At 48.6% G+C, this 12,787-nt stretch carries 10 protein-coding genes; 4 read left to right on the top strand and 6 right to left on the bottom strand.

The window, feature by feature from the left end; translation table 11 throughout:
* The first annotated feature begins 456 nt into the window (after positions 1-456).
* The 4 genes from bioB (at position 457) to HWQ67_RS05355 (ending at position 5,324) form a co-directional block, all read left to right on the top strand.
* Positions 457-1,452: a biotin synthase BioB gene (gene bioB, locus HWQ67_RS05370; protein WP_218251623.1), complete on the top strand. Its 996-nt coding sequence runs from the start codon at positions 457-459 to the stop codon at positions 1,450-1,452.
* An 85-nt stretch (positions 1,453-1,537) separates the two neighbouring features.
* Complete coding sequence (locus HWQ67_RS05365) at positions 1,538-2,386, top strand: hypothetical protein (protein WP_218251622.1); 849 nt, start codon at positions 1,538-1,540, stop codon at positions 2,384-2,386.
* 46 nt (positions 2,387-2,432) lie between these two features.
* Positions 2,433-3,626 carry an MFS transporter gene (locus tag HWQ67_RS05360; protein ID WP_218251621.1) on the top strand — a complete coding sequence of 398 codons (1,194 nt, stop codon included), beginning with the start codon at positions 2,433-2,435 and terminating at the stop codon, positions 3,624-3,626.
* A gap of 108 nt (positions 3,627-3,734) precedes the next feature.
* Positions 3,735-5,324, top strand: a complete 1,590-nt coding sequence (locus tag HWQ67_RS05355) for a hypothetical protein (protein WP_218251620.1) — start codon at positions 3,735-3,737, stop codon at positions 5,322-5,324.
* A 78-nt stretch (positions 5,325-5,402) separates the two neighbouring features.
* On the opposite strand, the gene HWQ67_RS05350 is transcribed toward HWQ67_RS05355, so the two are convergent.
* The 6 genes from HWQ67_RS05350 to HWQ67_RS05325 all read right to left on the bottom strand — a co-directional run.
* On the bottom strand, positions 5,403-7,910 hold the full coding sequence (locus HWQ67_RS05350; RefSeq protein WP_218251619.1) for a molybdopterin-dependent oxidoreductase: 2,508 nt from the start codon (positions 7,908-7,910) through the stop codon (positions 5,403-5,405).
* Complete coding sequence (locus HWQ67_RS05345; protein ID WP_218251618.1) at positions 7,907-9,790, bottom strand: NADH-ubiquinone oxidoreductase-F iron-sulfur binding region domain-containing protein; 1,884 nt, start codon at positions 9,788-9,790, stop codon at positions 7,907-7,909. Before HWQ67_RS05345 ends, HWQ67_RS05350 begins: the two co-directional genes overlap by 4 nt.
* 11 nt (positions 9,791-9,801) lie before the next feature.
* Positions 9,802-10,668 carry an NAD(P)H-dependent oxidoreductase subunit E gene (locus HWQ67_RS05340; RefSeq protein WP_218251617.1) on the bottom strand — a complete coding sequence of 289 codons (867 nt, stop codon included), beginning with the start codon at positions 10,666-10,668 and terminating at the stop codon, positions 9,802-9,804.
* Between the two features lie 269 nt (positions 10,669-10,937).
* On the bottom strand, positions 10,938-11,891 hold the full coding sequence (locus tag HWQ67_RS05335) for a hypothetical protein (protein ID WP_218251616.1): 954 nt from the start codon (positions 11,889-11,891) through the stop codon (positions 10,938-10,940).
* A complete protein-coding gene (locus tag HWQ67_RS05330; protein ID WP_218251615.1) occupies positions 11,888-12,148 on the bottom strand; it encodes a hypothetical protein in 261 nt (86 codons plus the stop codon). The genes HWQ67_RS05335 and HWQ67_RS05330 overlap by 4 nt, the downstream gene beginning before the upstream one ends.
* A 149-nt stretch (positions 12,149-12,297) precedes the next feature.
* Positions 12,298-12,787, bottom strand: a 490-nt coding sequence (locus HWQ67_RS05325; RefSeq protein ID WP_218251614.1) for a hypothetical protein, incomplete at its 5' end; no start/stop codon positions are given.

Genomic DNA, 12,787 nt, shown 5'->3' with positions numbered 1-12,787 from the left:
ATTGAAATGTTGTGTATAATCAACCCAATGTCAACAAGGTAAGAAGGGGTCAAGGGGGCTGGCCCCCTTGCAGGGGGTTCTGAAGGGGGGCGGAGCCGCCCCTTTCTTTTTTTCTTATTAGGGGGCTGAACTATTACGATAATGTCACATTACAATTTCTACAATCAAATATGTCTGAATCACGATTTAACGGCCCGGCGACTGTAAGGAGCTGTCCGACAATTGGGATTATCAGGATTTATGTTAAAGAAGGGTTTGTTCTAAAAAAAGCATGGTAAAATGGAGTCAAGGGTGCTGGTCCCCTTGCAGGGGGTTCTGAAGGGGGCCAGGAGCGCATTGAGCCGGGGCCTCCTGGAGCGACAAAGAAGCGGAGCCGCCCCTTCCTCTCTCTTACGATCAAATACGATTGCCCTAAGGCGGGTTGTTATCCAAGTGACAGTCGGTGTAAAATAGACTATGACACAGATGCCGACACTGAGGGATAAGGTACTGGCAGGTAAGAGATTAACTGATACCGAGGCATTGACTATTGCCCACACGGAGGGGCAGGACGTCTATGAGTTGTTTAACTGTGCCAACGATATAAGACAGTTTTACAGAAAAGACACCGTAGACCTCTGCTCAATCAAGGGAGTTATCTCAGGGGGTTGTTCAGAGGACTGTGCCTTTTGCGCCCAAGCCATCAACAGTGATGCCGACATCGAACGATACCCCTTAAGGGACAAGGAGGAGGTGCTTATGACTGCCCAGGCCGCTAAGGACAGCGGTGCGGGACGATTCTGCCTGGTTACCGGAGGCAGGGCGGTATCGGATGATGACCTTGTTGACATTGCAGAGATGGTCAGGGGGATCAGCGCCATGGGGATATTGCCATGTGCCACGTTGGGGCTTATCGATACGGATGCCCTCACTATGCTCAAAGATGCCGGCCTGCACAGGTATCACCATAACATAGAGTCCTCCGAGGCATTTTTTAGTCGGATATGCACCACACACACCTTTAAGGACAAGCTCGGTACCATCGGTGCTGTTAAAGAGGCGGGTTTGTCGTTGTGTTCGGGGGGGATATTTGGACTGGGTGAGTCGTGGCAGGACAGGATCGATATGGCAAGGGTGCTTGACTGCATTGAGGCAGACTCGGTGCCCGTCAACTTCCTGACCCCCGTAAAAGGTACCGCAATGGGCAACCGTACCCCACTAAGCCCCATTGAGGCACTCAAGATCATAAGTCTGCACAGATTTATGCTGCCCGCCAGAGAGATACGTATATGCGGAGGGAGAATGCAGACACTGGGACAGTGTAACTCGTTTATATTCATGGCCGGTGCCGATGGCCTGTTGATCGGTAACTACCTCACAACGCGCGGCAGGCCACCCGCAGAGGATATCGAACTGATTAACGCACTCGGTCTCAAACCAGCTCAGGCGACAGACCAACATACACAAATATAGCCTTGTCGCAAAAAAAAAGCCCTACAGGGGTTTTACGGCACAACATAACTTGACAGCAACACTCAGAGGTTGTTACCATACAGTTATGTACCAGAAATTTGATATAGCATTAAAGGACATCATCAAAGATGTACCGCGGACTTTTCTGAAGCTGCTGACCGGGTATGATACAGGTAAATTCATCGACGTCCAATTCCCTGATATTCAGACAAGGGAGGCCGATATCGTAATTGAGACGCCGGATGGTGAAATAATCCAGATAGAGATACAATCGACAAATGATAGTATGATGTTGGAACGCATGTACCTCTACTCCGCACTTATATACAACCAGCACAAGAGATTACCAATACAAATCGTCTTATATGTTGGCAATAAGCCACTAAACATGAAGAGTACCATGGAGTCCGGATTAAACAGATATAATTACAGATTGGTAGACGTGCGCAACCTTGATGGCAATAAGCTCATTGACAGCGATGACCCGGATGATAACGTATTGGCCATTTTATGCACAACCGACGATATAGATGGCACCATAAAGAGGATTCTTGTTAAGTTCTCCCTGCTGTCGCCCAGGGAAATGGAAAACTATATCAGAAAGTTGTTGTATCTTGCCGGATTAAGAAATTTGGTCTATAAGGTAAAACAGGAGGTACTGAACATGCCGATAACGATTGATCTTGATGAGTACGAAGTATTTAAGGATGTCTTCGTAAAGGGTGAACTCAAAGGCAGAATGGAAGGCAGAGTGGAAGGCGAACTCAAAGGGATAGAAGGAATGCTTGAGATTAAATATGGCCCTGAAGGACTTGAACTCATGGACATGGTTAGAACCATTGATGATATAGACAGACTGGATAAGTTCAGGGAGCATATCAAGCACTCCGACTCGGTAGCCCAGTTGAGATTGTACTTGCAGGGCAACGCCTGACTCCCTTCTTTTTCGTGATTTTGATGTTTTCTTTAAAATAGGCTGTGTGACGGTTTATCGGTTCTCGGCCCTTCGTGTAAGAGACTTCAGGCTGTTTTTCATGGGCCAGTCGATATCTCTCATTGGCACGTGGATGCAACAGACGGCCCTTGGGTGGCTTGTCTACTCGATAACGAAGTCGTCGTTTTATCTGGGATTGACGGCATTGGCTCTTTCGCTGCCGGTGTTGTTTTTCACCCTCATCGGTGGTCTCATAGCGGACAGATTCAAAAAGCGAAACGTCCTTATTGCCACACAGGCGCTATCCATAGTTCCCGCCGCACTGCTCACCGTCATCGCCTATCACAGGGTCACAAACATATGGCTGATACTGGCCGTTGCTGCCATCCTCGGAATCGTAAACTCAATAGACATACCAGTGCGCCAGAGCTTCATCATCGAAATCACCGGCAGAGAAAACCTCCTCAATGCAGTCGCACTTAACGCAACGATGTTTCATTCGGCCAGGGTAATAGGGCCATTTATTTCCGGCATTGTCATAGAATATTATGGTGTGGCCCTCTGCTTTTACATAAACGTGTTTAGCTTCCTGCCCGTTATATACGCCCTGTGGAGAATCCAATTAAGGCAAGACATACAGGTCGGGAAGTCAAACGGAGTCGTCAGGGACTTTGCCGATGTCATGGCCTTTATCGGGCAACACAGACGCATCCTGTATATCATACTCACTGTGACGGTGTTCAGTCTGTTTGGGATACCGTTTTCACAGTTTCTGCCGGTGTTTGCAGATGGCGTGTTTGGCTCCGGTGCCAGGGGATATGGATACATGATGTCGGCAGTTGGTTTCGGTTCGGCCCTTGCGGGTGTCATCATTGCCTTTAAGGGGGATATTTCCAAAAAGCGTTCATACATGTCCTTTACCAGCGTTATTTTTCCGTTTGTACTGTTTATATTTGCCATAAGCGGCAACTTTATCTTATCGCTGGCGTCTCTGTGCGTGATGGGTTTTAGCATGGTCAGCTTTCTGGCCACGGCAAACAGCTACGTACAGTTGAAGACCAGGGATGAACTCAGAGGACGCGTAATGAGCATCTATACGATGATGTTTCTGGGGATGGCCCCACTTGGAGCCGCCTTTATGGGCACCATGGCTCAGGGCATCGGTATACAAAAGACAATCGCCATCAATGCCGTCGTGTGTCTGGGCGGCGTGCTCTTCTTCAGGAGCAAGTGGAAGTGAACATGCCCCGTGCCCTTATCGTGCAAGATGATTGCAGGCTGCATTACACACGGTTGGTTGGACTGCTACCCAAACTTTTGTCCAAGTACTTATCACAAACTAAGCACATTGATATCACAAGCTAATAATAAGAAACACTATTGGGATATAGCCGTCATTACCGGCATGATTGCTTTGTATCTCGTGGCATATTTTCTGTGTCCATCGATGCCTACAACGTCTCAACCGGGGTGGTGGGGGTGGTGGGACCAGAGTCTGTATATAAAGAGCATCGCTGCATTTGCAATGCTTGATTTTGGCATGGAATCCCATTTCTATCCCATCGGGTATCCGGCTATGGGGGCTATATTTTACAAGCTCATGCCGCTACATCCTATGTTGATACCAAACATCTTCTTCCTGATTGTGATAATTGTTTCGTTATATCACATATACGTTAAGTTTATACCGAGAAATGAATCGATAATATTGGTCTTTGTTACAATTTTTTTACATAAAAGCATACTGGTAAATCTGCTTGTCCCATGGAGCACAATCCCAACACATGCCCTTACATATGTGATCATATATCTCCTGTTGTTGCGGCAATACAAGGTTGTCAACGTGGTTGTCTCATATATCTGTGGCACCATAATATTTCTGTGCCGGCCAAGTGATATCTTGTTCGTTGTGCCGTTTTTTTTGTTCAGCATAATCAATGTTGAAAGTAAGACGGAGATACCCTCAAGGCTCATAACGGCAATTCTGTCTTTTTTGCCCTTGCTCGTGGGGGTACTTGTCTTCAATAAGTTATTTTATGGCAGCTATGTGCTCACCCCCTACCTTACGGCTGTCAGCGGAGGAGGGTTCAGTTTCAGTAACGTGTTTTATAAGGCTTACATGATCTTTGTTGAGTCGTACTCGTTTAGTGGATTATCTTATGGCAGTCTGCTGGGTTATTTTCCGTGGTATGTGATTATCTTGCCTGGTTTGATCTATGCGTTGAAGAGATATAGCTGGAAAATTCTTGTTTTAGTAGCATCACTGTTACTCCCCCTGTTGTTTTACATCCCCTACAATGACTGTGATTACTCAACCATATTTAAGTATCTGGTTATACATTATATAAACTGGACATTTCCGTTGTGGGCATTGTTTGCCTGGCTGACGGTCAGGTATGCCTGGAGGGAGATGCCATGGACAGGATTTTCTTTTTTGCTGATATTGCCGCTACTGGTAGTCTTGTCTATAAAACTGAGTGTGATAAAAATTGATCGCAAATGTGACATATATACACTAGACACGACCTCTGAACTACGCCTACATAGAGGCAATTTAAGCCCTGTAATAAGATATACAGGCGGAGATAAGACTGTACTTAAGGTAACATTCAACTACCCGGAACTATCTAACGGGTTTTATATATCAGGATGGCCATGGGGGGATAGCGGCAACGTAGTAAAGCTTGTTAGTAATCATAAAACAATGGTGCCTCTGAGGGAATATAAGATTTTTAGTACCAGCACTGGAATCGTCATCTTGTTTACGCGGCCACACACCTTCACCACCTTGGAATTATCAGTAAACACAGATGATTACAAGACATTTACTCTGCACAGACCAGAGTTTTTCAGGTTTAAGTTCATCTTTGGGTTGCCTGAATACAAAAAAACGTATCCTAAAATGACGCAGGTTTTTTCAGGCATGATATTTGACTGACAAAATAATGGGGTCAAGGGGACTGGTCCCCTTGCGGGGTGGGTCTGAGGGAGGGGCGGAGCCGCCTCCCTTCTTTCCTTAAGAACCGACAATAAGCTCGATGTTGACGTTGACCGGTGATATGGTGCCGTCCTCGTTTGCATAGGTGAGCTCGTTTACCCTGCCGTGCTTGAAGTGTATGGGGGCAAAGAGCATCCCCTCCGGCAACTCATCCGTGACACGTACCTTGGTCATAGCCACGCCATTGGCCGAGTGTATCCGCACCTGGTTGCCATCTTCCAGCTTATACTTGATAGCGTCCTCTTCGCTTATCTGAATAAATGCGTCGGATATTACGTGTGTCAGGCTCTTTGACATCACCGACAAGGCACCGGAGTGCTGCATGAGATTGCCCGTTACCATCGTAAGGGGATAGTTGGCATCCCGTGGGAGATTAAACGGCATCGGGACGTAGTTCCACTTCTGATTCATGCCAGGGGATACGGCTCCGCTGCCAGGCTGGATGCCAAGAGCGGCTATTTCATCCTGCAATGACTTCAGGCTATCAATCTTTGTGGGTACGTGCATTACCCTGTAGAGGTTTCTGAATATCTGCCAGTCCGGGATGGCCTCCCCGGCGGGTGACACGATCTTGTAGACCTTCTGACTCTGCCCGGAGGAGCTGATAAAGGTGCCATCCTTTTCAGCCCAACTGGTTGCCGGCAACACAACATGGGCATAGCGCGACGTCTCCGTCAACCTGATGTCCTGAACCACGACGAGGTCTAGGTTGTCAAAGGTCTGCTCCAGCTTCTTGAGGTCGGGGAAGGCGATCAACGGGTCTTCGCCCATGATGTACAGGGCGCTGATCTGGTCCGGTTCGTAGAGCATCTTAAACAAGCCCTTGCCGGGTTTGTCCTCGATCTTCCTGTACCCTGGCAGATAGTCTGGGGTCACACCCATTTTCCAAATACCAAACGTGTTGGAATACTCTGCCGGCATCTGCAACGCCGCAGGGCCATCACCCATAAACATTACCAGATTTGACACGGCTATGGCCGTGTTTATCCCCTTGTTATTATCCGCCGGACAGACGCTCATCACCACAAGGCGTTTTGCGGCATTGATAAACAACATGGCCGCATCAATGAACTCCGCCGTACCAATGCCTGTGATCTCCGATACCACCTCCGGGGTGAAGTCCTGTATGACCCTCAGCATCGCCTCGTAGTTGCCAATGCCGCTTGGCATCTGAATCCTTGCCGGCAATCCTTCGTCGGCGGCCAGCTTCATGATACCATAGGCAAGTGCCTGCGACGTACCGGGCCTTATCCGCAACCAGGTCTGTGCATGGCGCGATATCTTGGTCTCCCTGGGGTCAGCCACGATCAGGTGTGACCCCTTCTGACGCGCCTCTATGAACTTCAGCCCCCAAATCGGATGCGTGGAGGTCACATCGGACTCAAACAGAAGGATAACGTCCTTGTTCAACGGGCTGTTGTGATCAACGGCAAGATTGCTCAGGCCAAAGGTCATATCGATGGCCCTCTGTATCTTGCCATAGCCAAAGGCAGCCGAGGAGTCTATGTTGTTTGTGCCCACCACCTCACGCATGAACTTCTGGAGCATGTAGTTGTCCTCGTTGGAGCACCTGGGCGAGCCTATGGCACCAATCTTGTCGGGACCCTTTTCACTAATGATCTGGCGCAGGCGTCGTGCGACAAAATACGCCGCCTCTTCCCATGTGCATGGTTTGAGTTCGCCGTCCTTTCTGAGCATGGGGGTTTTCAGTCTGTTTACCGCATATATAAAGTCAAAGCCGTACCTGCCTTTTGCACACAGGTCGCCCTTGTTTATGCCCTTGAGTTCATCACCCTGGGCGTTGAGTATCTTGCCCTCTCTGATATCAAAACGGATGGTACAACCAACGGCACAGTATGGGCAGATGTTGTGCTTGTGTTCCAAAAACCAGGCCCTGGCCCTGTGCCTGAAGGGCTTGTTTCCAAGCGCCCCCACCGGACAACTGTCGATGCACTGCCCGCAGAACTCACAGTTGAGGGTCTCCTCAAAGGGTGGACTGATCTTGGTGTCAAACCCCCTGCCAATGAAATTAATAGCCCCCACGCCCTGGTGCTCCCAGCAGACCTTGACACATCGGCCACAGGTAATACACCGGTTGGGGTTTCGCTCTATCAGTGGGTTTGTGATGTCCTCAGGGGCATTGTTTTTCTCCCCCACGAACCTGCTTACACTGGGGCCATACTTGTAGGCCAGGTCTTGCAGTTGACAGTTGCCGGCCTTGTCACACACGGGACAATCCAGCGGGTGATGCACCAGCAACAGGTCAAGCACCATCTTGCGGGCCTTTAGTATCTCCTCCGTTTCCGTGTGGATGACCATGCCGTTTTCTGCAGGGGTTGCGCACGATGCAAAGAAGCGACTGTGTCCCTCCACCTCAACCAGACACATGCGGCAGCCGCCAAAGGGTTTTAAGCGTCTGTCCCAGCACAGGTGCGGGATATAGATGTTGTTATCCAGTGCGGCCTTTAAGATCGTTGTGTCTTTCTCTGCGGTGATCTTTTGATCGTCTATAATGAACTCTATCATGCCTTGACCTCCTGTGTCTCAAACATATTCCTGGCGCCTATCTTGACCGCTCCAAATGTACACGTCTCAAAGCAACTGCGGCACTGTACGCAGAGTGCCTGATTGACCGTGTGCGGGGTCTTCTTTTCGCCCGTTATGGCGCTTTGTGGGCATTTCCTTGCACATGACGTACAACCGGTGCATACGCTATGGTCTATGTAGAAGGTGGAGAGCTTTTTGCATCTGCCCGTCTTACACCACTTGTCCCTGATGTGGGAGACGTACTCCTGTGCGAAGTACTTTATGGTTGTCAGTACGGCAAGGGGATTGGTTTGGCCAAAGCCGCACAGCGATGTGCGTTTGACCTCCGTGGCGAGGGATTCCAGGGTTTCGATGTCCTTCATTTCACCAAACCCTTCGGTTATCTGTACCAGTTTGTCGTACATGACCTTGGTTCCGATGCGGCATGGGACGCACTTGCCGCACGACTCAGCCGTAGCAAACTCCATCGCAAACATGGCCGTGTTGACCATGCAGGAGTTGTGGTCCATGACGATGAGGTTGCCCGAACCCATGATTGTGCCGGCGTTCACGATGTCCTCGTATGTGGCCTGTATGTCAAGCATCCCCTCGGGGATAAACCCGCCCGTAGAGCCACCGATGCCAAGGGCCTTAAAGCGTTTCTTTTTCTTCATTCCCCCGCCGATGTCAAAGACAATGCTCTTAAACGTGATCCCCATATCCACCTCGATGAGGCCATTGGTGTTTACCTCGCCTGTGAGCGTGAATAGCTTTGTCCCAGGGGAATCGGTAGTGCCAAGCCGGCGGAACCACTCCGGGCCATTGAGGATTATCTGTGGGGCATTGGCAAATGTTTCGGCGTTGTCCACCGCCGTGGGATACCCCCACAGGCCACGGTATGCCGGATAGGGCGGCTTGGATGTCGGATAGCCACGTCTGCCCTCCATGGAGCTGATCATCGCCGTCTCCTCGCCGCATATAAACGTCCCCGCACCCATGGATAGCTCTATGTCAAAGTCAAACCCCGAGTTTAAGATGTTTTCCCCGATAAAGCCATATTCTCTGGCCTTTGCCAGGGTCGTCTTGAGTCGGTTGATGATAAACAGGTTATCAGGTTCCCGGACGTAGACGTATCCCTGTGTGGCCCCTATTGCCCTGGCGGCAATGACCATGCCCTCTATGATGAGGTTCGGGTCTATCTCTACGATGCTCCTCGATATCGGACCGGCGTTACAGACGACGAACTTCCTGGCAGCATCCGTACCGGCGGCAAGTCCCCACTTCAGACCGGTTGGGAATCCGCCCCCGCCTCGTCCCTTCAGACCGCTGTCCTTGATAGCACGTAGAACCTCCTGGGGGGTCATCTGTGTAACGGCCTTGACCAGGGCCATGTAGCCGTCCTTTGCTATGTATTCGTTTATGTTGTCGGGGTCTATAAAGCCACGATTTCTGAGCACACGTTGACTCTGTAACTTATAAAACGGCACGTCCTCTACCGAGGCAATGGTTGCCTTTCCCTTGGGGTCTGTGTTGTCCTTGCAGAGGAGTTTTTCTACGGGTTTGTCGCCAGTGAGGTGTTCATCCACGATGGCTGTGGCGTCCTGTTCCTTGATCCCCTGGTATAAAATCCCACCTGGGTAGACCTTCATGACAGGCCCCTGGGCACAGAACCCGTTACACCCCGTCAGGTGAATCGAAAGCAGACCATCCCCTCCCTTGGCCGTTGCCTGTTTTTCAATGGCGTCTTTGACCTTCAGGCTGCCCTTTGCCCTGCACCCTGAGCCGCCGCAGAGCGTGGCGGTGTACTTTGTATGACCCTTCAGAGGGTCGTCGTAGGTCTCCTTTATTCTGTTGAGGTCCTCTATGGTCAGTTTTGGCATAACAATCCTCCTCAGTTATATTTTTCCAGCAGTGCGCTGATGCCCTCCGGCTCCACTGCCCCGTGGGTGTCGTTGTCTATTTCCACGACGGCGGCGAATCCGCATGCCCCCAGGCATCTGACCTCTTCATAGGAGTACAGTCTGTCCTGCGTGACGTTGTCCTCGTTGAAGTCGAGGGTATCCTTTAGTTTGGCCAGGATTTCGTTTGCCCTCTTGGCATAGCAGGCCGCACCAATGCACACCTTTATGTTGTGCTTGCCCCTGACCTTCATCGTAAAGTACGGGTAGAACGAAACAACCGAGTGTACCTCACTGACCGGTATCTTTAGCCCCTTGGCTATAAGCCTCTGGACGGATGGCGGAAGGTACCCGATTAACGCCTGAGTCTTGGCCAGGACGTTTATCAGGCTGCCGGGGGTGTTTTTGTACTTGCTTATGATGGTCTTGATTTCGTCCGACTTGGCCTTTGTTTCGTCTTCGGCTGTGGGTTCGGGGGCGAAGGTCTTGAGTTTTCTGGCCACTTCCAGGGCCTTTGACACGGTGTTGTGCAGGACGTTGGGCGTAAAGGGCTTGGGCAAATAGTCTATGATGCCCATCTGGATGGCGTCCTGGATGCTCTGCTGGTTTGGATAGCCGGTTATGACCACGATACCGGTGGCGGGTCTTATCTCTTTTATTCGTTTGATCAGCTCAAAGCCGTCTAGCTCTGGCATCATGATGTCCGTTACAACGACGTCGTATTCATTGTTTGTGATCAGGTCAACTGCAACCACTGAAGAGGTGGTAACTGTAATCTCCACATTCGTGCTCTGCAGCACACGCTTACAGCTCTCAACGATTATTCTGTCATCATCAACAATAAGAATTTTGCCTTCCATCTTAATATTGCATCCTCCTCTTGCCTCTCAGGCAGATGTTAATTTAAGGTATTAAAATCTTAAGTCTCCTTAAATCATGAATTATTTAATATTATAGCAAATCACGTATCAATAACAAAAGGCGCTCCGGTTCCAATGCACTTCCCCTTGAGAAATTATGTTACACTACCGGAAGACTATCTGTTATGAAGCGGTTGATTGCAATGACAGTGAGGGGGATTGCTCTTCCTTGTGACGGCCACCTGCCTGCAAAAAGCAGGTTTTCATTTTTATGAATCTGAGTCTTCAGCCCTGTCTAATTCTTCAAACAGGCTCACCAGTTGCTCACGATACCTGGCATCTCTTTCATGCTCTAAGGCAAATTCAATGTGCTCTCTTGCGCGGCTATAATCCCTTTTATCACGCAAGAGGAACTTGCCAAAACTCGTACAGACTTTTATCTTATCAAATACATTGCCTTCGCATAACGTCAGACTGCTCTTGTATGCACGCTCTGCCTCCTGCCAACGATTGCGCTCCTTGCTCCATATTAACCCGACAATATGCGCCGCTATTGCCGCATCATGTCTGCCTGCGACTGTATTGTGCCTTTTTTCCCAGACAGGCATCATAAACCTCAACGCCTTGTCATGATCCTTTTTCCTGTGGGCATACATACCACGCATGAAAAAAGCCATCAGGACATAGACCGATAAGGATTCACCTGTTTGTTCAGCCGCTGACATGTCCTCTTCAAGGTAAAGGTCAATAACCCTGGCAGTTTCAGATTCGTTATACTGAGCCGCAAGATCAAATATCGCCCGCATACCCTCTACAGCTTTGGGTTTTTCCTCTTCAATTGTAAAGGCTAATCGGGCAACTTGCAGATCGTAATCGCTAATGTCAAAGGCAATGAAATCTTTAAAGTCTTTTCTCTTTTCCCTAAGCGTGGATAAAACCTTGGTGCGAATGTCTTTACCCGAACCGTTAAGTTTGCCGATACAATACTGTCTGATATCGTCATGAAAGGCCCACGTCCGTATCGTCCTGTAGTGCCAGATAGGAAAAGAGCGCAACCTCTTTATAATCGCAGAGGCATTTCCATTGGCCCTGCCCGTGTTTTGCAATAAAGATTCCGCTAAAGAGTCTTCAAGCATGTTGGGAACACAAAGAACCTCCAACGCCTCTTTCACTTCCTCTGAAAACACGTTCATTATTACTTCTACGCTTGATAGTCCATTCATTCAGGAAACTCCCTGGCAGCGGTCAGCCTTTTTGCAAACTCATAATAATCGATATCTTTACTAGCCGGCTCCATGGCTCCAAGACAAAACGAAGCGGGGTCTTTGGAGGATGTCAAGTGTTCACTAGCTGCTTCAAGCATCTCAGTGTACTTAAGTTTGCCGGAGATATTATCGTGAGTGTCAATAACGAAGTTAACAGATGCTCGATACTCCGTTGCATTCAAAACACATATCCTGACGCCCTCTATTGATTTCATCCTTTTACAAAAAACCTGTAAAAACCAGTATTGATGGTCTGGTTCAAAAGCTACTAAACCACCTTTTTCAAAGATTAGTAAAATCAATAAGGCTCGTTTTCTTTGCACAATTCTTTTTATATCTTCTATGAATTCATACAGTAAAGAATCTATAGCGTCCTCTTTTTTAAGATTAATTTGGTTGCTTCATCCGGGATGTTCGTATTTATCGTTTGCTCAATATTGCTAATAGGCATGTCATTACCCGCCGATGATTTATCTGCTACTGTATTATAGTTGTTGACTATTAGAGGAGATTCTTTAGGTTTAGATAATATATCAACCCTTTTATAATAGTTAGGGAAATTATCTCTCGCCCCCAACTCATGAGTAATCTGCTCCAACAGACCATGTCTTAGAGCCTTGACTTGCGAATGATACACCGCACTTGCAATCGTTTGCTTATCTTGCATAGTTTCCAGCAACCAGGTAGCTACATCGCCTATTTCTTGTTCATCGTTCACACAGATAAGCGATAACTTATGGTCGCCATTGAAGTATCCCCGAAACTTCTCCTTATATTTTTTCCTGTCTAACCATTGTGTCATTATCCCTCGCATAGGACAAAAGTTTTTATATAAACCATTAGAATTGAGCATT

It is taken from the genome of Candidatus Magnetobacterium casense, from assembly GCF_019173545.1.
GTDB classification, from domain to species: Bacteria; Nitrospirota; Thermodesulfovibrionia; order Thermodesulfovibrionales; family Magnetobacteriaceae; genus Magnetobacterium; species Magnetobacterium cryptolimnobacter.
The sequence above is the reverse complement of the archived record's forward strand: the minus strand, read 5'-3'. Positions and strand labels throughout refer to the sequence as shown.